Source organism: Occultella gossypii, from assembly GCF_019947135.1.
Lineage (GTDB): Bacteria > Actinomycetota > Actinomycetes > Actinomycetales > Beutenbergiaceae > Occultella > Occultella gossypii.
Genome location: NZ_JAGSHT010000003.1, coordinates 64,864 through 85,869, shown reverse-complemented (window position 1 = coordinate 85,869; position 21,006 = coordinate 64,864). Strand labels below are relative to the sequence as shown.

Annotated in this window: 11 protein-coding genes; all 11 read right to left on the bottom strand. The window is 71.7% G+C overall.

Features of this window, described 5'->3' with window-relative positions:
• Window positions 1-17: 17 nt before the first annotated feature.
• On the bottom strand, window positions 18-1,802 hold the full coding sequence (locus KCQ71_RS27195; RefSeq protein ID WP_283248593.1) for an FHA domain-containing protein: 1,785 nt from the start codon (window positions 1,800-1,802) through the stop codon (window positions 18-20).
• Complete coding sequence (locus tag KCQ71_RS03640; RefSeq protein WP_223402951.1) at window positions 1,748-3,064, bottom strand: nickel-dependent putative hexonate epimerase; 1,317 nt, start codon at window positions 3,062-3,064, stop codon at window positions 1,748-1,750. Before KCQ71_RS03640 ends, KCQ71_RS27195 begins: the two co-directional genes overlap by 55 nt.
• Before the next feature lie 47 nt (window positions 3,065-3,111).
• Window positions 3,112-5,382: a transglutaminase TgpA family protein gene (locus tag KCQ71_RS03635; RefSeq protein WP_223402949.1), complete on the bottom strand. Its 2,271-nt coding sequence runs from the start codon at window positions 5,380-5,382 to the stop codon at window positions 3,112-3,114.
• Entirely contained in the window at window positions 5,379-6,635 is a 1,257-nt protein-coding gene (locus KCQ71_RS27535) for a DUF58 domain-containing protein (RefSeq protein WP_223402947.1), read from the bottom strand. Before KCQ71_RS27535 ends, KCQ71_RS03635 begins: the two co-directional genes overlap by 4 nt.
• 1 nt (window position 6,636) lies before the next feature.
• Entirely contained in the window at window positions 6,637-7,635 is a 999-nt protein-coding gene (locus tag KCQ71_RS03625; RefSeq protein ID WP_223402945.1) for an AAA family ATPase, read from the bottom strand.
• A gap of 14 nt (window positions 7,636-7,649) precedes the next feature.
• Window positions 7,650-13,784, bottom strand: coding sequence for an Ig-like domain-containing protein (locus KCQ71_RS03620; RefSeq protein WP_223402943.1), 6,135 nt, complete (start codon window positions 13,782-13,784; stop codon window positions 7,650-7,652).
• Window positions 13,785-13,949: 165 nt separating this feature from the next.
• Window positions 13,950-14,696, bottom strand: coding sequence for an FHA domain-containing protein (locus tag KCQ71_RS03615; protein ID WP_223403274.1), 747 nt, complete (start codon window positions 14,694-14,696; stop codon window positions 13,950-13,952).
• Window positions 14,697-14,727: 31 nt separating this feature from the next.
• The gene (locus KCQ71_RS03610) at window positions 14,728-16,368 is read right to left on the bottom strand and encodes a serine/threonine-protein kinase (RefSeq protein WP_223402941.1); all 1,641 of its coding nucleotides are present in this window, start codon (window positions 16,366-16,368) and stop codon (window positions 14,728-14,730) included.
• Window positions 16,369-18,471, bottom strand: a complete 2,103-nt coding sequence (locus KCQ71_RS27530; protein ID WP_223402939.1) for an FHA domain-containing protein — start codon at window positions 18,469-18,471, stop codon at window positions 16,369-16,371.
• Window positions 18,468-19,331, bottom strand: coding sequence for a PP2C family protein-serine/threonine phosphatase (locus KCQ71_RS03600; protein ID WP_223402937.1), 864 nt, complete (start codon window positions 19,329-19,331; stop codon window positions 18,468-18,470). Before KCQ71_RS03600 ends, KCQ71_RS27530 begins: the two co-directional genes overlap by 4 nt.
• 126 nt (window positions 19,332-19,457) lie before the next feature.
• The gene (locus tag KCQ71_RS03595) at window positions 19,458-20,945 is read right to left on the bottom strand and encodes an alpha/beta hydrolase family protein (RefSeq protein ID WP_223402935.1); all 1,488 of its coding nucleotides are present in this window, start codon (window positions 20,943-20,945) and stop codon (window positions 19,458-19,460) included.
• Between the last annotated feature and the right edge of the window lie 61 nt (window positions 20,946-21,006).

Genomic DNA, 21,006 nt, shown 5'->3' with positions numbered 1-21,006 from the left:
CGGGCAGTCCGGACGTCTCAACCCGCCGTCTCGTCCAGCAGCACCGACAGCACCACGTGGCCGAACCGCACCTCGCCGCCGACGGGTACGAGCGTCTCCTGCCACGGTTCCAGATCGGACTCCTCGCCCCCGGGGCCCTTGACGGAGGTCCCGTTCGTGGACGCCCGGTCGGTGACCCAGACCTTGTTGCCCTCGACCCGCACCGCCAGGTGGGTCTTGGAGACGGCGGGATCGTCGACCTCGAGGAGCCCTTCCACCTCCTCGCCCGACCGCGACTGCGGTGCGCGGCCGAGCAGCGTGGTCGCGTTCAGCGGCAGGTGCCGGCCGTCGGAGAGGAGCACCTGGATCTGCGCAGCGCGCACGGCGCGGGTCGCGTCCTCCCGGACCGCGGCGGGCACGTGACGGTGCACGAGGCGGGTGTGCTCGACGTCGTCGAAGTCGTCGTCTTCGGTTGTCGGTCCGGCGGGCGGAACGGCCACCGACGGCGGGGGCACGGGTGCGGCCGGGTCGTGGCGGTCCGTGGTCGGTCCGGCGGGCGGAACAGCCGCCGACGGCGGGGGCACGGGTGCGCCCGGGCCGTGGCCGTCCGTGGCGGGTTGCGCCGTCCACGCGGCGGGCGGGGCCCCAGCTTCGGCGGTCGGCTGCGCCCAGGCCGCGGCACCCGGCTGCCCAGGCTCGGCGGGAGGCTGGGCCCACGGCTGTGCGTCCGGCTGACCTGGCTGTGGCGACTGCCCCGGCTGCGGCAGCTGCGCCCACTGCTGATCGGCCATCCCTTGCTGCGCTGGTGGCGCCGGCCATGCCCCCGGCTCGGGCTGACCTGGCTGCGCGTGCTGGGCCCACGGCTGCGCGTCCGCCTGACCTGGCTGCGCGTGCTGGGCCCACGGCTGCGCGTCCGCCTGACCCGGCTGCGCGTGCTGGGCCCACGGCTGCGCGTCCGCCTGACCTGGCTGCGGCTGCTGCGCCGCCCAGGGGTCCGCCCCGGGCGCGGCGGCCGCGCCCAGCTGACCAGCGGGCTGCCCAGCATCGGGTTGCCACTGCTGCGGGTCGGCCGCGGCAGGCGGGCCCGCCGGGGCGTACCCACCGGGCGCGAACTGGCCGGCCCCGGTCGCGGCTGCAACCGGCGCCGCGGGTGCACGCTGCCCGAGCAGCACCGCCAGCAGGGAGCCGAGCACCCCGAGGCCGGCGATCAGCCCGGTCGCGATCAGAGCGACGGCACCGACGGTCGGCAGGCTCGTGTCGAGGTTGGCCTGCCGGACGATCAGGACGATCGCACCGGCGAGGGCCAGCACGGCACCGACCACCCGGACAGCGAACGCCGGGGTGAACAGGGCGCCGGGCGTGAGCACCCGGTCCTGGGGCCGGATCCGGCCCCACGCGGACATGGCCGCGACCAGCCGCACGCCGGTCAGCAGCACGTACCCGCCCGCGGCCATCGCCGCGACGACGAGCACGAACCCGATGATCCGTTCGGCCAGCCCGCCCATGGTGATGGCGTCGTGTCCCAGAACCAGGAGGAACCCGCCACCGGCCCCGAGCAGGATGGCCACCGCCGCTGCCACCGTGCGGGGCCACCCGCAGTACACCCGCGCGAGGGCGCCGAGGGCGTCCCGGCGGATCCGCTGCAGGGTCCAGGTGTCCGGCCACAGGCTGCGGTCCGCGGGCGCGGCGAGGTACTCGGCCGCCCCACCGGTCAGGCTGAGGCGGGCGCGCGGGTTTCCGGGTGCGGGTTGCAGGGTCGGCCCGCCGTTCAGGAGTGCTGCTCGTGTTCGGCGCGCTGGGACAACTTCTCCCGCGTGGCCCATAGGCCCGCCGACGGCGTCGAGATATAGAAGACCCGTTCGCCGTCCGGCATCGTGTTCCAGCCGTCCTGCATCACCGCGGGGTCGTACCGGGCCAGGGCCTCGGACAGGTCGAGATAGCCGTAGCCGACCGACTCGATCTCCTCCTTGGTCAGGTGCCCGGGCGCGTAGGTGATCGTGAACCGGCCCTCGGAGGAGCCGTGCACCAGGTGCGCGGTGCCGTGCGGGATGTCCTGCATGTCCGCCTCGGTCTTGTACAGCTCCAGGACCTCGCTCTTGCTCAGGTAGCCGTACTTGCGGATCAGCGCATCGACCTCGGGCTGCTCACCGAACCGCTCCACGCCCGGCGCGATCACGAGCAGCTCACCGCCGTCGGCCATCGCCATGCGGGTGCGGTACACCGCCTTGTTCGCGACCCAGGTGGCCCGGAACTCGTCCTCCTGCATGACGGCGACGATCTTGTCCACGGGCTCGTCGAACTGGGTGATGTTCTGGCCCAGGCTGGAGCGTGCGGCCGCGAAGTAGGTCTCGACGTCGTCGCCGACGAACACCCCGGAGTGGGCCAGCTTGCCGTCCTCGGCGTAGTCCATGACGACCTGCAGGTACACGTCCGGCAGGTCCTGGAGGAAGTTCTCCTCGGCGTAGTTGAAGCACGCCCGCACCGGGGTGAGCAGATTGCCGAGGTTGTTCTCGATCCCGTACACCGCGGAGGCCATGTGCGAGGCGCCCAGGGTGCGCTTGCCGCCGAGCCCGATGAAGTAGTTCTTGTTGTGGTTCGCGAAGCCGAGCACCTCGTGCGGCACCACGTGCCCGATGTTAATGATCAGGTCCCACTTCTCGGTGACCGTCATCGTGTTCAGGTCGACCGGGATCTCCCAGTCCACCGCACCGCCGGTGCGTTCGCGGACGAACTCCGCCGGCACCGTGCCGACGTTCGTGACGCCGTTCTTCCAGTCGTGGGCGTGGATGCGCTCCTCGGGGATCGACCCGAACATCCAGGTGTTGTCCTGCGGCGTGTGCGGCACGTGCTGGCCGAGCGTGGGGATCACGTGGACCTCGGCGCCGGCCTCGTCGAGGCGGTGGTAGAGGTACTCCGTCATCCAGCCGACGCCCGCGTGGGCGCGGGTGATGTCCGGCGGCAACAGCAGGACCCGCTGGTAGGAATCGATGCCGAGCCGCTGCTTCGCCTCCGCCAGGAGCTTGTCGCAGAGGGACTCGATCTCGGGACGGGAGATCCACCGCTTCTGAAGTTCGAACCACACCATGGCAGCACCTTAGTCGGACGGGCAGGGCTCGTCCCGACGGACCAGTATCAGGTTCGACGGCGCAGCGAACGTACCGAGAAACGGGCCCGCAGGCGCTGGCGCCGGTTCACGCCGTGCCGGAGCCGGCCGGTGGCCGTGCCGACGTCCTGCCAGTACGCCACGGCGTCGGAGTCCGCCGCCGTCTCCGGCGCGAACACGCTCGCGTCCGCGCGCCGGGCGAGCGCCACCGTGGCCGCGGCCGGGAAGGCCTCGTCGAAGCTCGCCGCGGCCTCGCGCCGGGTCGACCCGGGCCCATGCGTGACGCCCAGGTCGACCGCCTGGTCCTCGATCTCGGACCAGCCCCCGGCGATGCGCTGCACGGGCGCGCCGCGCACCCGACGGCGCTTCCGCCGTCGGGCCTTGAGCGCAGCGATCACCATCAACGGGCTGAGCAGCACCAGGATCGGCACGCCGACTGCGGCACCGATCAGGAGCCAGCGTACGAAGGACTCCTCGTCCTTCATCTGCTGGTCCTCGACGTCTGCGTCGTCGCGGTCCTGCGGGGGCACGTCCGGCGGTTCCTGCGGGGGCGGCGGCGGCTGGAGCACCTGCGGCTGCGGCCGGTCCACCGGGTCCGGGTCCTCGCTCTGCGGGATCTGGTCCTCGTCCGGCGTCGGGAAGAACGGCAACCAGCCGACGCCGTCGAACGGCACCTCCACCCAGGCGGCCACATCGTCACCGGTGATCGCCACGGAGCCGGCGTCGGACCCGGTGGGGACCTCGAAGCCCATCACCACCCGGGCCGGGTAGCCGAGCTCGCGGATCATCAGGGCCATCACGGCGGCGTACTGCTCGTCGTCGCCGACCATCTGCTCGCCCTCGAACATGCTCAGCAGCCGTGCGGCACCGTGCCCGGGGCGCGATGGCACCTCCCCGACGAGCCCGTGCGAGAAGAAGCCCTGCGTGCTCAGCGCGCTGGCGATCGCCTCCACCTTGGCGTAGTCGGAGTTCGCGTCCGCGGCCCACTGACCAGCGAGGGACCCGATGATGTCCGGCACGTTGCGTGGCGCGGGCTGGGCGATCCGGGACGCCACGAGCTGGGTGACGTCGTCCGGCTCGGCACCCGCGGGGGCGGAGAGCAGGTCGTAGGCGTCGCCCTCTGTCAGCCCGACGGTGACCAGGCCGGTGTCCGTGGCGGAGTTGTAGTAGAAGGAGTCGGTGAGCGCGTCGGTGTCGCCGGCGGTGAAGTCGACGTCCAGGGTGTTGCCCACGTTCGGCAGCCACACCCCGCGGTACTCACCGACGTCCACCGAGGTGCTCACGGCGTTCTCAGGCACGTCGACGGCGATCCGCTCACCGGTGCGCATGAACGCGCCGGTGCCCGCACTGTCCCCGCCGGCGACGTTCCAGACGGTGCCGTTGTAGGCGTCCAGGGCGGCGAGGCGGATCCGTTCGGTGCCGCCGGGCAAACCGTCCACCGTGAACACGGTGTCCTCGGCCTGGTCGTCGACGAAGTTGCGGAACCCGGCCAGGGGGCTGGAGTAGTCCTGCGGGTCCGGTGGCGGGTCCACGAAGTCACGCAGCACCACGCGGGGGGTGGTCGGGGCCGCGAACACCGACGCGCTGGTGCCGCCGAGCGCGGCCAGACCGAGCACGATGGAGGCCGCGAGAACCCGGTTCGGCTCCAGCCGGTCCGCGCGCCAGGCGACCCAGGTCAGCGAGATCAGCACCCCGGCCACGCCGAGCACTCCGGCCAGCACCGAGAGCCGGGTGCCGAACAGGATCGAGGCGATCAGGACCAGGGCCGGCGGGATCAGCGAGAGGCTGTAGTGCTTGGCGCGGAGCGAGATGGTGACCGAGATCAGGGCTCCGAAGAAGGCCAGCACGTAGGGCAGCAGGAGCAGCCCGCTCCCGGTGCCCAGCGGCGGGTCCAGCGTGAGGACGGACTTCCAGACGGTGACCATGCCCAGGCCCATCACCCGCCAGGTGGTGGGGGTGGGCAGGATTCCGGCGATCGCGGTGGTCGGTGCGGCGAGCGCTCCGCACAGGAAGAACACGACCAGGGCCACGGCCAGCACGGTCAGGGTGCTCAGCCGGCGCATCGCACCGAGGACGGCGATGCCACCGCCGAGCACCAGTCCCCCGATGACCGTGATGTACAGGTGACCGGTCAGGTAGACCTGCTGCAGCGGCGCCAGCGCCATCGCGAGCAGCACCACCGGGACGACGGCGTTGATCACCCTGGCTCGGGTGAACCAGTTGAACACCGGCAGCGGGCCACGGCCCGGCGTGGGCTCGTCCGCCTGGACCGGGTCCATGGCCATGACGGGGGCGCTCATCGTTCCAGCTTCCGGAAACCCCGGGGCAGGTCCTCCAGGGCGCCGAGCTCGAGCACGGTGACCGACCCGAGCCGGTGCACCGACGGCTCGGCGCCGAGGCGGGCCTGGATGGCCAGCGCGCGCACACCGACGGGCAGCACGGCGCCGGCAGCGCGGATGTCCCGGGCGGACACGCTGGAGCCGCAGATCAGCACGGCGACCGTGGCGCGGAGCACGTCCCGGGTGATGGTCCGGGCCATCTCCACGACGGTGGTGGGCGACTTCACGGTCTCGAGCCGGGTCAGCTCGTCCAGGAACAGCCGCGGTGCGGAGGTGCGGAGCACCTCGTGTGAGGTCATCGCGGTGAGCTGCTTCTCGCTGTTGAGGGCCTGCAGGCCCAAGGACCCGACGGCGGAGATCGCCAGCTCGAACTCGTCCGGGTCCGCGTAGTCGCGTTCCTGGGCGGAGATCGCGAGGACCAGGTGGGAGCGGCGGGTCTCCTCGAACTGGCGCACCATGAGCGTCCCGGTGCGGGCCGAGGACCGCCAGTGCACGTAGCGGCGGTCGTCGCCGGGGACGTACTCACGCAGGGCGTGGAAGGACAGGTCCGCGTTCGTGATCTCCCGGGTCTCGCGGCCCTCGAGGTCGTGCAGGAACCCGGCCGCGGAGCCGCCCATCCGGATGGTGCGCGGGTGGACATAGAGCTCCTCCGGCTCGGTCCACAGCACCGAGCGGCGGATCAGCCCGAGCGGGTCGCCGCGCACCGAGGACACCGGCCCCACGACGATGACGCCGCGGCGGGTGGTCGGGATCGCGAACAGCTCGTCATGCTCACCCTCAGGCGGCAGGGCGGGCAGGGCGAAGCTCGCCCGGGTGGTCCCGACCGGCAGCTCGATGCGCGCCGGCAGCACGGCCGAGGTGGACGTGTTGCGGATGTCGATGCCGCCCATGGCCCGTTCGCCGACCACCACGCGCCCCTCGCGCAGGCGCAGACTGATGGCGTACGGGTGCCGACCGATCGCGAAGATCGCGGCTCCCAGCAGCGCGAAGACGAATCCGGCGCCGAGGACGATCAGCTCGATCCAGTTCAACGAGAACCCCGCCACGAGCGCGACGACGCCGGCGCCGAGCACCACCCACGCGGCCCGCGTGACCCAGGTGAGGACGCTCGTGGTCCGCCGTACCTGGGTCACCAGACCGGCCACCACGCGGGTGACCGAGCTGGTGGTGGAGTTGATCGAGCGTGGGACGCCCTCGGTGCCGAATCCGCTCACGTCAGGAGGTCACCGATGCCCGCTGCGCCGGCGGTGCCACCTCGGCGAGGATGCGGGTCAGTGAGGTGCCGGCCTGGGCACCCTCGAACTCGGCCTCGGCGTCCAGGACCAGCCGGTGCGCGAGCACCGGCTCGGCGAGCGTCTTGACGTCGTCCGGGATGACGTAGTGACGGCCCTGCGAGGCGGCCCAGGTCTTCGACGAGCGGACCAGGGCGAGCGCCCCTCGCACGGACACCCCGAGGGCGATCTCCGGGGCCCGGCGGGTGGCCTCGGCGATCTGCGTGACGTAGGAGAGCACGGCCGGGTCCACGTACACGGACGCGGCGAGGTCGGACATGTCCACCACGGCGGAGCCGGTGATCACCGGGCTCAGCGTGGCCGAGCGGTCTCGGATCGCGCTCCCGGCCAGGATCGCGATCGTGGCGTCGGAGTCCGGGTAGCCGATGGAGGAACGCATCAGGAACCGGTCCAGTTGGGCCTCGGGCAGCCGGTAGGTGCCGGCCTGCTCGATCGGGTTCTGGGTGGCGAGCACGATGAACGGGCGGCCGACGTCGTGCGGGATGCCGTCGACCGTGACCCGGCCCTCCTCCATGACCTCCAGGAGCGCGGACTGCGTCTTCGGGGAGGCCCGGTTGATCTCGTCCGCGAGCACCACGGAGGCGAAGATCGGTCCCTTGTGGAACTGGAACTTGTGGGACTCCTGGTCGAAGATGGTCACGCCGGTGACGTCGGAGGGCAGCAGGTCCGGGGTGAACTGGATCCGGCTGTGCGAGGCCTGCACCGTCGCCGCGAGGGCGCGAGCCAGGGACGTCTTGCCGGTGCCCGGGTAGTCCTCCAGGAGCAGGTGACCGCCGCTGAGCAGGCACGTGAACGCCAGGCGCACCACGTGCGGCTTGCCGAGCACCGCCTGGGAGACGTTGCCGACGAGCCGTTCGAAGGTCTCCGCGAACCAGCCCGCCTGTTCGGCGGTCAGGGCAGCGCGGGTGTCAGTTGCGGTCATGAATCCTTCTGTCGTCATGGCACAACCCAGGTGCCGCTGCCTGTATATGTCTGTCCGCCGCCCTGAACGGTCCACGTGACTGTCGCGCCGCCGCATCCGGCCCCGTACCAACTTGGGGCCGACCAACTACTGGTCCCGCTCAGGTTCAGGTTGTTGTAGGCCGAGCCACTGCCCGAATCAGGTCTGCTCATGCTGCAACCCCCGCCTGGACGACTCGCCACGAAACTCACGTCGTAGCCGCCCGATACCGCCGGAAGGTTCGCGTAGGTCAGAACGACGTGGTAGCACGTGCCGCCACCTTCACACGTCTCCCGCCCGCCGCGATCGACACCGATGCTGACCGGTGGCGTGGGGTCAGCCTCGGCGCGCTGGCTGCGCGAGGCGCTGCCAGAACTCCACTGCCCGTACTGATTCTGCACCTGCACGTCTATGGTGTGGTTCTGCTCCCAGTTGCCGCCCGTCGACGCAGTCCCGGTGCGACCGTTCACCACGGTCCAGCCGCCGCCGTCGATCCGGTACCGGGTCGCAGAGATGTTGGCGCCGTTGCTGTCGGCCGGGGCGGTCCAGGAGAACGAGACGCGCTGCCCGTTCGCGGACGGTGTGATATTCACGCCTGTGGTGCTCGGTGGACCGTACGTCGAGAACGACGCCGACGCCGCGCTCCACGGGCCGCAGTAGGTGTTGCAGGCGCGCACCCGCACCGTGTACGACGTGCCGTCCGCGCCCGGGGTGCTGATGACGCCGCTGCTCGGCAGCGACTGCGCGCCACCACCGGAGAGGCTGTACTCGTACCGGGAGATGGCCTGCCCGTTGCTCGCGGGCGCGGTGTGGGCCACGGTCGCCCGCTGGTCCTGGCCGGTCGGCGCCGCACTCACCCCGGTGACCTGGCCGGGCTGCCCGAACGAGCGCACCTGGTTCGACGGCGCGGACGCCGGCGACTGACCCGACCGGTTCTCCGCGACCACGGTGAACGTGTAGTCGTGGCCGTTGTCCACCTGCACCTCGCGGGAGGTGACGGACCCGGACAGGCTGATCGGGGCGCCGGGGTTCCCGTCCTGGAGCACAGTCAGGTAGTACGCGCTGATCGCGTCGCCGTTGTTGTTCGGCGGCGTCCAGCTCACCGTGAGTCGGCGCCCGTCCGGGTCGTCGACCCGGTTCGCCTGCGGGGCCCCGGGCTGCAGCGGCGGGCCGGAGGGGTACTGCCCCTCGGACCACGCGGACCAGTCGCCCGGGTCGGGAGCGTCGTTGATGGCGCGCACCCGGAACGTGTAGGTCTGACCGTTCGTCAGGCCGCCCCAGGTCATCGAGGTGCCGGTCACCGACTGCTGGCTCGTGCCGCCGGTGGCCGGGGAGATCTGCACGTCGTAGCTGGTGATCGGGGTGCCCTCGTTCACCGGTGGGGTCCAGCTCACGATCAGTTCGCCGTCGCCGAAGTCCGGGCGGCTCGGCGGTGCGGGCGCCTCGGGCCGCACGTCCGGGATCGCCTCCCGGGACGCGGGGCTCGGGTCGGACTCCCCCACCTCGTTGGTCGCCACCACGGTGAACGAGTACACGTTGCCGTTCGTGAGGCCACCGATGGTGCAGGTGGTGGTCGCGCACGACTGGCTCACCCCGCCGCCGGAAACGGTGTAGCCGCTGATGGGTGCGCCGTTGTCGTTCGGGGCGGTCCAGGAGAGCACCACCTCACGGTTGCCCTCGGACTCCACGAGTGGCACGTACGGCGGGTCGGGCCGGCCGAGCACCGCGGCGCTGATCTGGGCCTCGACCACCCGGTCGGGGTCCCCGGTCACGTCGACCACGGTGTAGCTGGCGAGCAGCCGCCCGTTGTACTCGGGGGCCGGCGTGATGACCACCTGGTTGCCGGAGACCGTAGCCGTCCCGCTGCCCTGGATCACCTGCGCACTCAGGATGGTGCGCTCTTGGTCCGGGAACGGGTTGGAGTCGTTCGCCAGCACGTCCACGCTGGTGGACTCGCCCTGGTGGATCTGGCTGGCGTCGTCGTCGTTGGCGACGATCAGCTCGCGGGTGCTCCCGGTCGCCGTCAGGGTGACGGTGCCGGTGACGGGCTCGCTCTCGCCGTCGGTGACGCTGATGATCAGGTCCACGACGGCGCCCTTGGCGGTGTCGTCGTGGGCGCTGACGGTGAGGATCACGCCGTCTGAGATCTCGGCGTCGAACCCGTCCACCTGGTCCACGATCGTGTACTCGAGGAGTCCGGAGTCGCCGTCGGGGTCCTCGGCCAGGCGGGACAGGTCCAGCGAGACCTCCTCGCCGCCGACCTCAGCGGACAGGGAGCCGGCCCGCATCCGCGGCGGCTTGTTCTCGTCGGAGGTGACGGTGATGTCCAGAGTGAGCACCGAGGTGAGGATGCCGTCCGCGTTGATGTCAGCGGCGTCGGTGACCTCGAACGTCAGCGACGCGGCGCCCACGTAGTTCGGGTCCGACGTGTACTGCAGCGTGGTCGCGTCCACGACCGGGTTCGACCCGTCGGAGTTCGTGGCGCGGGCGTTGGTGGTGTCCGCGAGCTGCACCGGGTCACCACTGAGCGCGACCACGTAGTCCTCGAGCGGCAGGTCGATGCGTTCGCCCGCCAGCACCTCGATCGGCGGCGCGTCCGGCCGCAGCACCGGGCCGGTGTCGAGCAGTCCAGGCACGTCGATGAACGCGTACGAACTCAGTCCGTCCTCGTCCGTCACCTGGTAGGTGACCACCTGACGGCTGTCCGCGAGCTGGATCCGGACGTTGTTCCCGACGGCCTGGGCGGTGTCGTTGCCGGCCGGGATCGAGACGTCCAGGCCCTCGACGGAGCCGTCCGGGTCGGTGTCGTTCTCCAGCACGATCACGTCCACGACGGTCTCGCCGAGGATCGCGCTGGCCGGGACCACGTCGTCGACCGCCACCGGGGGCTGGGGGGCGTGGTCGGGGTCGACGATCACGGTGAGGGCACCGGTGTCGGAACCACCGTGCCGGTCGGTCACGTTGTAGGTGACGATGTAGGTGCCGGGCTCCGTCGGGGAGTCGAACGCGACCCGGCCGTCCGCGAGGGACAGCTCGAGCCCGCCCATGTCGGCGAACGCCGGGTCATCGAAATACAGCTGGTCGCCGTCGGGGTCGGTGTCGTTCGCGAGCGGGTCCGCCTGGATCGCACGCCCGGGTCGCACCGTGATCTCGTCCGGCACGGCCACCGGATCCCGGTTGGAGTCCGGCGGCGGGATCACACCGACCGTGATCGGTGCGGTCGCGACGAGGCCGAGCCGGTCCCGGACCGTGTAGCTGAACGTGTCCGTGCCGGCGGCGTCGGTGTAGGGCTGGTAGTCCAGGTAGGTCGGTCCACTCGCCACGATCCGGCCGAGCTGGGGTCCCTCGTTGACGCCGAGCAGCTGCACGGAGTCGCCGTCCGGATCGATCCCGTAGGTGTTGATCGGGATCCGGATCCGCTCCCCGGAGAACGCCCGGGTCTCCACCGGTTCGGGGACCGGTGGGCCGTTCGCGTCGTCGGAACGGGCCTGCACGTAGATGGTGATCCGGGCCGAACCGACCCGGCCGGCCTCGTCCACGATCGTGTAGACGGCGGTCACGGTGCCGGCCTCGGCCGGTGCCTGGAACCGGACCACGTCACCGGCCACGAACATCAGGCCCTGGCCCTCCGCCGGGGCCTCCTCCAGCTCGGGGAGGAGTTCGAAGGTGAGGCCGTTCGGGTGCGTGTCGTTGGCCAGGACCGGGATGGTCACGTGGTCCCCGGCGCGGACCCGGGCGACGTCCTCCTCGGCGACCGGCGGCTGGGAGACGTCGGTGCCCGACATCGGGAGCACCTGCACCTGGCCGGGCGAGCTCGCGAGACCGTTGGAGACCGTGTAGCCGATGGTGAACGGCGCGCTCACGGTCCGGGTCGCGGTGATCCGCAGGATCCGGTGCTCGAGCACCGCGACCTGCAGGCCCGGGATGTTCGGGACGTCGATCTGCTGGACGGCGAGCACCCCACCGTTGGGGTCGGAGTCGTTCTGCAGGACGTCCACGAGCACGGAGCCGAGCGGCGGCAGCAGCGCCGTGTCCGCGACCGCGACCGGCGGCGTCTCCTGCGTGGCCCGCACATTCACGCGGATCAGGCCGGTGGACTGCTGGCCGTCGTCGTCGGCGAGGATGTAGGTCAGGTAGTAGTCCCCCGCCGCCTCCGCGGTGAACGTGAACGTCCCGCCGTCCATGTCCGGGACGATGACGGGACCGCCGTTGTCCGCGGTCACGTTCGACATCCGCAGCGGGCGGTTGTTCGGGTCCAGGTCGTTGGCGAGAGGTTTGACCGTGATGGTCTCGCCCACGAACGCCGTGGCGTAGTCGAAGACCGCCTGCGGGGGCGCCGGCGCGTCCGGGAGCACCTCGAGGTCGATCGTCACCTCGGCCGCGTCCCGGCCGTCGCTGACCAGCACGACGATCTGCTTGATGCCGGTGGCCAGGCCCGGGTCGGTGATCGTGACCGAACCGTTCGGGCTGGCCAGCACCACGAGTCCGGCGGCCTCCCGCGTGCCATCGACGAACATCGAGTCGCCCTCGGGGTCGCGCACGTCGTTCATGACGTTCACGGTGACGCTCTGGCCGGCGGCCACCCGGGCCGTGATCTCGCGGAGCTGCTCCGGCGGGTTGTTCACCGAGTTCGGCTGCACGGTGAGGTCGACCGTGGCGGTGTCGGTCCCTCCGGTGCGACCGTCGTCGGCCGTGTACTGGAAGCTGGCCGAGCCGCTGGCATCGTCGGCCACCCGGATCTGCAGAGCGCGCCCACCGAGGATCGCCTCGACGGTGCCGAACGTCTCCGGGACGGCGTCGAACGCGGAGGCGATCAGCAGGTCACCGTCGGGGTCGGAGTCGTTGTCCAGGACGGGCAGCACGACCGTCGAGCCGGCGCGCACCCCGAACGAGTCCGGCTCGGCCGACGGCGGCCGGTTCTCCGCCTCGCGGTCCAGTGGTACCTCCTGCTGCTCGAGGTCCTGGGACTCCTCCTCTTCCTCCTCCTGGTCCTGCGGAGGGGTGACGTCCTCCCAGTTGTCGACGAGGATGAGGGCGTCCTCGATCATCCAGGAGTTGCCGGTGCTGAGCTCGTTGAGGACCACGTGGCCGCGGTTGGTGCGGAACTTCAGTTCGCCACCGGTCGCCCCGTCGATCGGGAGCTGGACGGGAGCGGCGTCGCCGCAGGTCCGCAGGTAGGTGCCCGCGCCACCGGCCCAGGCGCCGTGGGTACACCCGGCGATCTGCATCGGCGCGGCCGGCTCCCCCGGGGTCTCGACCGGCAGCACGACGGGGTCGCCGCCCCGCAGCGGCACCCGCACGAGTGCGTCGGAGGTGGCCAGGGCCACCGAGTCGCCGCTCGGGCTGACGCTCTGCAGCGTCGCGGACGCTGCGTCGATGTCCAGGCCGGACAGGTCGACGGCGTCCCGTCCGGGCTGCAGGAGGGTCAGGCTGTCCGCTTCCTCGGAGTGGGCGAGGATCACCGGGTCGGTGCCGACCGCGGTCATCTGCACGTCCGCGCCGCTGAGGAGTTCCGGGTCGATCTCGGCGACCTCGGGCTCGTCGCCGGCGGCCCGGCCCTGTGGGGTGAACGTCTGCAGGGTGCCGTCGAGGACGTCCAGACCGAAGGCGGTGCCGTCGTCGGCCACGGCCTGCACGGCGCCCTCACCGAGCACGGCGGTCGGATCCTCGGTCGACTCCTCGAGCACCCCGAGCTGGTCCAGGCCGAGGACCCGGTACTCCCCCGTCTCCTCGATGAGCACGCCGAGCGTGTCGTCACCCAAGCCGATGGTCGAGCCGGAGGGCAACTGGACCACGCCACCGCCGACGGCCACGTTCGCGGTCGACACCCGCTGCAGGGTGTTCGAGTTCAGGTCGCGCAGGAACACGACGTCCTCGCGCTGCAGCACGTCGATGTTGGAACCCGGCGCCGCCAGGCTCGCATCGATCGCCTCGATCGGGTAGTTCAGCCGGCCGACGAGGATACTGTTGTTGTTCGAGACCCAGACCCCGCCGTCGTTGAGTTCGACGTCGGCCGTGGCGACACCCTCGTAGTTGAGGCTGAGTGCGACCACGGTGCCGACCACCAAGGAGATCACGGTGGCGCTCGCGATCTGGCGCTTGTTGCGCGCCAGGCGTGACGTCAGTCTCAAGGTTGTGCCCCCACAGGTACCGGATTCGTCGGAGACTGGCCGAGTCTCCGGGCATAGGCTACCTGCCACTGCTGAGTGCGCCCAGGGTGAGACCTCACCATCGGCCGCGATGTCGGTCACACGGGTCGAACCGGCGCCCATCGACCCGGCCTGGCGCCCGCAGCCTCAGGTGGCGCTTGCGGCGCTCTCCTTCTCGGCAGCTGCGGCCTTCTCGGCCTGCTCGGCGGCGTGCGCCTCGGCATTGGCCTCGAGGAGCTCCAGGTCGGCGGCCACCACGATCCGGGACGCGACCGCGTGCTCGACGAGCCGGGCCCGGCGGTTCACGGCCAGCTGCTGCTGCCCACCGCGCAGTCCGCGCACCCCATGCCTGGACAGTTTCTCGCAGACGTTGTCGAGCTTCCGGTTGAACCGGGTGATCACCCAGCCGAGCCGGGCCGCCGCCTGCGCGGAGGTGGGGATGGACGCCGTCGAGCCGCGTCCGCGCAGCACCGGTTCGGCGAGCGCGATGATGAGCAGCTTCTGCGACTCGGTGAGCGTGACCGGCCCGATGGTGGTCTCGCCGACCTGCGTCCGCTCGGGCGTGGAGGACTCGAACGTGGGCGAGTCGCCGACGATGCCAAGCTCGTAGGTGGTCGGTCCGGCCGTGAACAGCACCGTCGTGTGCGCGAACACCAGCGGCAGGCGCGCACCGGGCGCGAGCCAGGCCTGCATGTTGCCGTCGGAGTCGGACACGGTCGCCGAGAGCCGGCTGCCGACGTTCTCCAGCCACCACAGATCGTCGTGGTGGGAGATCGTCAGGAACCGGCGGTGCAGGTACGGGTTGTCGTCGATCTCGAGGTTGCCCTCGCGGCCGATCTGGAAGGTGTCATCCTCCTCGACGCCGAACCATTCGCCGCAGAATTCGACCTGCATGCTCATCTGGGGCCCCCATCGTTGCGCTGCATTACGCGCATCCCTCAACACTCTCGTTCGAAACGGTTCGGGTCTCGGTGTATATCGAGATCACACTGATACAAACATAGTCCGCGGCTGCGGGCACGCTCACCGACGTCGCGCCGAACGTGTCGCGCGTCTCACCGCTGTCGTCCGCAGGGGCGCCACGGGTGAACATCCAGGCATAGGTGACCTCCGCGTCGTCCTCGACGCCTACCCAGCTGAACGTGACGGTCCCGTCCGCCTCGCGGGTCCCCTCCACATCCGCCGGCGCGGGCGGGTGGGCCGCGGCGCTCGGTTCGTCCGGGGGCAGGGTCGGCGTCACGGTGGGGGTCGGCTCCGGCGCATCGGGGGCGTTGAGCGCGCCGATGATGACGCCCGAGGCGACGACGGCGATGACGCCGCCCACCGCCGCCCACACCGGCCAACGACGGCGGGCGCTGGGTGGGTTCGCGGCGCCCGGTTGGCCCGGCGTACCCGGGGCGCCGTCGCTTGGCGCGGCCTGCCGCAGGCCGGCTCCGGGTTGTCCGGGCGCTCCCGCCTGACCTGCGCCCGACTGGGCGTGCCCACCCGGCCCCGCGCCCTGGTGCGGGTCCCGCGGGCGGCTCGCTCCGCCGTCGGGCGGGGTCTGCGGCACCACCTGCGGACGCAAGACGGTGCGCTCCCCCGCGAGCGGATCGCCGGTGGTGGCCGGGGCCTGCGGGTTGACCGTGACGACCGAACGGGCCCGGGTGCGCAGGTCCTCGCCGACGTTGTCCGGGACGTGGATCCAGGACGTGTCCGGCACGTCCAGCGTGGTCTGCGACAGGCGCAGCTCCTGCTCGACGCGCTGGATCGCCCGGGCGAGGTCCGCGGCAGTGGCGAACCGGTCCCGAGCGGACTTGGCCATGCCGCGGGCAAGCACCTGGCCGAGGGACTCGGGCACATCGTCGCGGCCGATCGCCGGCACCGGGTCCCGCTCGATCCTGGTGATCAGGTCCAGTGCGCCGTTGGGGCCGCCCTCACGCTCGAACGGCGACCGTCCGGCGAGCAGGGTGTAGATGGTGGCGCTGAGCGAGTAGATGTCACCCGCGGGGCCACGCTCGGCGCCCTCGGAGAAGAACTCGGGCGCCGCCCACGGGATGGACAGGCCGATGGTGTCCGTCTCCTCGACCGCGTCCGTGGCGACGGAGATGCCGAAGTCGGTCAGGGCGGGCCAGCCGTAGTCGGTGGTGAGCACGTTCGCGGGCTTGATGTCGCGGTGCAGGATCCCGGCCCGGTGCGCGGTCTCGATGGCGCCGGCGAGCCGCACTCCGATCCGCAGTGCCTCGGCGACCCCGATCCGCTCGGTGCGGTACCGCACGGAAAGGTTCGGGCGCGGGCAGTACTCCATCACCAGGAACGGGCGCGCATCCGAGGCGGTGTCCGCGTGGTAGATCGTGACGATCGACGGGTGCGTGGACAGCTGCGCCATCACGTTCGCCTCGGCCACGAACTGCTCGCGTGCCTGCGGGCTGGTGGCGTGCGCGAGCATGACCTTCACCGCGACGGACCGGCGCGGCAGCTGCTGGGTGTAGAGGAAGACGTCGGCGAAGCCACCCGAGCCGAGCAGGCGTTCGTGGGTGTAGCCCGCGATCTCGGGAGGTGGCGACGGCGGCCGGCGGCCCGCCACCTAGTGGCCCTGCCCGTGGGGCGACCCGGAGCTCTCCACGCCGATGGTGATGCCGTCGCCGAGGTCGATCAGGGAGCCCACCGGGACCGGCACACCCTCGCCCGGGTGCAGCCGGCGCGGGTCGTTGCCGGGCACTGCGACCATCGTGCCGTTCGTGGAACGCAGGTCCGTGACCACCACGTGGTCGCCCTCGAGGCGGACCTCGACGTGGGTCCGGGAGATGTCCTGCTGCGGGCTCGGCACGGTGACCAGGCGCGGCATCAGGGCGCCCGCGAACCGGGATGACTCGGGCGCGCGGCCGATCAGCACGACGCGGTCCAGCGGCACCCGGGGGCCGCTGGAGACGGCGAGCATGATCACCGGTCCCGGCTCGTCGTACAGCGCGTCGTCGGCGACGCCGGGCACGATCGTGGCCGACGGCGGCTGGTTGGGTACGGCGTCGGCGGCGTCCTGCGCGTAGGCGGTGCGCAGGTGGGAGACGAGGATCGTCTCGCCGTCGTGATCGCCCTCGATCTCCGCGTCCCCGGCGCCGGTGGCCGCGGTCGGGACGGACGTGTGCACGGCGGGTGGGTCGAAGGCCGGCACCGGGCTCGGCGCCGCGGGCTGCGCGTCGGCCGCGCGTGCGTTCGGCATGTTCCACGGAAGGGAGTCGATCAGTCCACTGCTGACCGGGCCGACCTGCTCGTACTCGGCGGTCGGGGTGCCCTCGGGCGGGCGCGGTGGAACCGGGGACTCGCCGTCGCCCTGGCCGCCGGCCACGTAGGCGTCGGCCACGGGCGCGTCGGCCTCGGTGTCGGCGTCCGCGTCGGCGTCAGCGTCGGCGTCGGACGCGGTCGGCTCGTCGGGCTGCTCCTGCTCGGGCTCCTCGGCGCCAGGAGTAGCGATGTCGGGCAGCGGGCCGACGTAGGTCTCGTGATGAGCCAGGTCGTCGACGTCACCGTCGGACGGCGATAGCGGTTGCGCGGAGGCGTCTTCGTCATCCGCGAGCGCGGGACCCTCCGGTTCAGCAGCAGCGTGTTTGCCGAGGCCGAACTCCGGGACCGGCGATTCGGCTGCAGCGTCCACACCGAAGGCGGGCACCGCCGCTTCCGCAGAAGTGTCCATCCCGAACGGAGGCACCGCTGCTTCCGGGGAAGCATCCACACCGAAGGCCGGCACCGGCTCATCCGCGGCAACGTCGTCAGCCTCGGCCGCCGACTCCCGTGCTCCCGCGGAGACGTCCACACCGAAGGCAGGCACCGGCTCTTCCGCGGACGCATCCACACCGAACGCAGGCACCGGTGCTTCTGTGGAAGCGGCGGCATCGTCCGGTTCCGCGTCCACGAGCTCGTCCACGCCGTCGTCGGCGCCGGCGTCAGCCACATCGGCCGCAACGCCGAACCCGGCCTCTTCGAAGACGTCGACCGGCTCGGCCATGGACACCGACTCGTCGTCAGCGTGCTCCGGAACGCCAGCCACCGCTTCGTCCACGGCGTCTGCGGCGGGCGTCGGCACATCGGCGTCAGCCATGGGCGCGAGCGCGCCGATGGGCAGCACAGGCGCCGCCTCGGGTGCTGCGGGCACATCCACCGAACTCGCAGGCGCATCCACGCCGGCCGCGGGCGCCTCGGCGGGGGCCGCAGACGCTTCCGCGGAAGCGCCCGCCCCGGCGGCAGGCTCGGCCGGCGCCGCGTCGGCGAGGTCCACGCGGATTCGTGCCGCCCGCACCACGCCGCCGACCAGGGGCCAGGAGTCATCGACCGGGCCGGCAGTGCCGACCGCGCCAGGGGTGCGCACCACGATGTCCGTGGCCGCCTCGACCAGCACCTCGCGCCACGTACTCATACCGCGGGCGGCCACCTCGGTGCCGTCCACGTCGACGACCACGTCACCGCGCAGAAGCACCCGGACGCCGTCGGCCGTGCGTTCGACGAGGGCGAACGCGGGAAGCGACGAGATCCCGCCACCTGCGATGATCTCCAACCACTGCGTGATCGGCCGACCGGCCGCGAGCGCATCCCACACGGCGCGCACCGTTGCCGACGGCACCGTCGGCGCGAGGAGCACCACACCGGTCTCGGTGGCGAGACCGGTCCACTCCCCCGGCACGTATTCGAGGCTCACGCCCACCACCAGTTCCGGTCCGCGGCCGCTCCCTGCTCGCGGGGGACGGTGTCCTCCGCGCCGCCGGGCTCGCCGACGCCCTCGCGCGGTGCGGTGGTCGCGAGGGCCTCGTGATCGGGCAGGAGGTCGATGACGATCACCGAGACGTTGTCCCGGGCACCGTCGGCGATGGCCTCCCCGAGCAGCGCCGACGCCGCGTCCTGCGGGCCGAGGCCGGCGCCGAGCACCCCGGCGATCCGGTCCTCGGTGAGTTCGTTGATGAGGCCGTCGGAGCAGAGCAGGAGCCGCTCGGTCGCGCCCGCGTAGAGCATCCAGAAGTCGGGCTCCACGTCGGCACCGCTGCCGACGGCCCGCGTGATCACGTTCCGCTGCGGGTGGCTGCGGGCCTGCTCGTCGGTGATGGCGCCGGAGTCCACCAGCTCCTGGACCACGGAGTGGTCCACGCTGATCCGGGTCAGCGCCCCTTCGGCGAACCGGTACACCCGGGAGTCGCCGACATTGAACACCAGCCAGTACGGGGAGTCCTCGTGTCGGGTGAGGATGACGCCCGCAGCGGTGCTCCCGGCGGTGACCGGATGATCACCCACGGAATCCTGGACGTCGGCCAGGGAGGCCCTGATCCGCTGCTGGGCGGCACGCACCACGGCCTGGATGTCGGTGGGCTGCACCTCGACGTCGGGCCGGACGCTGTCGGCGTAGCGGGAGAACTCCGCCACCACCGCCCCCGAGGCCATCGCGCCATGGACGTGCCCGCCCATGCCGTCGGCGACGAGGAACACCGACGGCGTCGCCAGCACGGAATCCTCGTTCGCCTTGCGACGTCCACCGGCATCGGTGGCCACGCCCCATACAGCTTGCACCCGCAACTCCTCGATCCGTCCTGGGAGGGAAATCTGAGCATGATCCTATGCAGCCCACCGGTGCCCGTCACACCTACGGCGGGTCAGCCGCCCGCCGGGGCCACCGAGATCGGCGGTCCGGCGCCGTCACAACACGCTCGGGAACACGCCCCAGTACGCCGCGATCAGCAACACTACGGTGGCACCGAGGTGCACCCCCCACCAGGTGATCCGCCCGACGGCGCCGCTCACGTCCGCGCCGAGCGTGCGGCGCGCGTTGATGCCCGCCGCGACCGAGCGGACCCCGACGGCGACGGCGAAGATCCCGACCGCCTGCAGGAGCACCCAGCCGCCCTGCACGGCGAGGTCGTCGGTGCGGTAGTTCAGCGCCAGGTTCGCGACCTGCACGATGTACGCGGCGAACACCACCAGAACCGCGGTCGCGGCCAGCGCGGTGGCGGCGCTGTACCGGGCCAGCGGCGGCGGCAGGCGGCGGCTCGGGCGGCGCACCAGGCGGCTGCCCACCCAGGCCACCGGGCCGATCAGCAGCAGCGCGAAGGCGCCGACGATGGACCAGACCAACATGTCGCCGTCGGCGTACCAGCGCGGGTGACTGACCGGCGCGGCCCGGAACCGCTGCACCGGTTGGGCGCCGGCGATCCGAGGCTCCGCCGTCGCCGTGTCCGGCAGACCGAGCGTCCACCTGGCCAGGGCGTCGTTGAAGCCCGGAGCGAGTGCGTCGTCGATCCGGATGCCGTGGTTCGCGCCCTCGAAGTAGCGCAGCGTGTACTGGGTGTTCCCGGTCTCGGCGATGTCGTCGATGAGTTGCAGTGGGCCTTGCACCGTCGGCATCGAGGAGTCCCCGGTGCCGTACATCAGGAGCACCGGCTGCTCCATCTGCTGTTGGTACGGGCTCGCGTCGAAGTCGGCGTACTCGAAGCCGCCGCCGGGCATGTTCGCGCCGAGGCCGCGCGGGATGGCGCGCAGCAGCGCGGGCGGCACCCCGACCGAGCGCAGATAGGAGTCCGCGGCGAACGCGAACTGCTCCCGCGGCGGCACCACCGGTGCCGAGACGAACACGACGAACGCGACGTCCGGTTCCTGGGCGGCGGCGACCGGCGCGATCCAGGCACCCTCGCTCTCGCCGTAGAGACCGACCGCCGTCGGGTCCACCCCCGGCCACTCGGTGAGGATGCGCCACGAGACCAGGTAGTCCCGGGCCATCTGCACGTAGTCGCGGTCGGTGGTGGTGTAGGTGTCCATCCGCTTCTCGGGCACCATCGCGTACACCCCGGCACTCGCGAGCGCCTCGGCTTGATCGGCGAAGTTCAGATTGGTGGCGGTGCCGGCGCCGTGCAGGAACAGCATCCCGGGACGCCCGTCCGGCGCGTCCACCGGGTAGGTGATCGTGGCGAGCACCGTTGCGCCGTCGAGTTCGACCTCGATCGTCTCCTGGGCGGTCTCATACGTGCCGACCGGGTCCGTGACGGCGTCCGAGCCGATGGCCACGTCCGCCGTCTCCGGCACCACGACCTCGGTCATCGGCTGGGGGCTCCAGCCCGGCCCGGAGAGGGACCCGATCAGACCGAAGATGAGGACCAGCCCGAGGACGACAGCCAGTTTCCGGTAGATCACCGGACCAGGGTAGTTCGTCCCACCGACTGCCCCGTCGCCCACGCGCGCCCCTGCCCCTTCC

Bases quoted from the DNA above. Each gene is read 5' to 3' on its own strand.
- KCQ71_RS03640 (WP_223402951.1), bottom strand. From the start codon at position 3,064: ATGGTGTGGTTCGAACTTCAGAAGCGGTGGATCTCCCGTCCCGAGATC.
- KCQ71_RS03625 (WP_223402945.1), bottom strand. From the start codon at position 7,635: ATGACCGCAACTGACACCCGCGCTGCCCTGACCGCCGAACAGGCGGGC.
- KCQ71_RS03635 (WP_223402949.1), bottom strand. From the start codon at position 5,382: ATGAGCGCCCCCGTCATGGCCATGGACCCGGTCCAGGCGGACGAGCCC.
- KCQ71_RS27195 (WP_283248593.1), bottom strand. From the start codon at position 1,802: ATGGGCCACGCGGGAGAAGTTGTCCCAGCGCGCCGAACACGAGCAGCA.
- KCQ71_RS03615 (WP_223403274.1), bottom strand. From the start codon at position 14,696: ATGCAGGTCGAATTCTGCGGCGAATGGTTCGGCGTCGAGGAGGATGAC.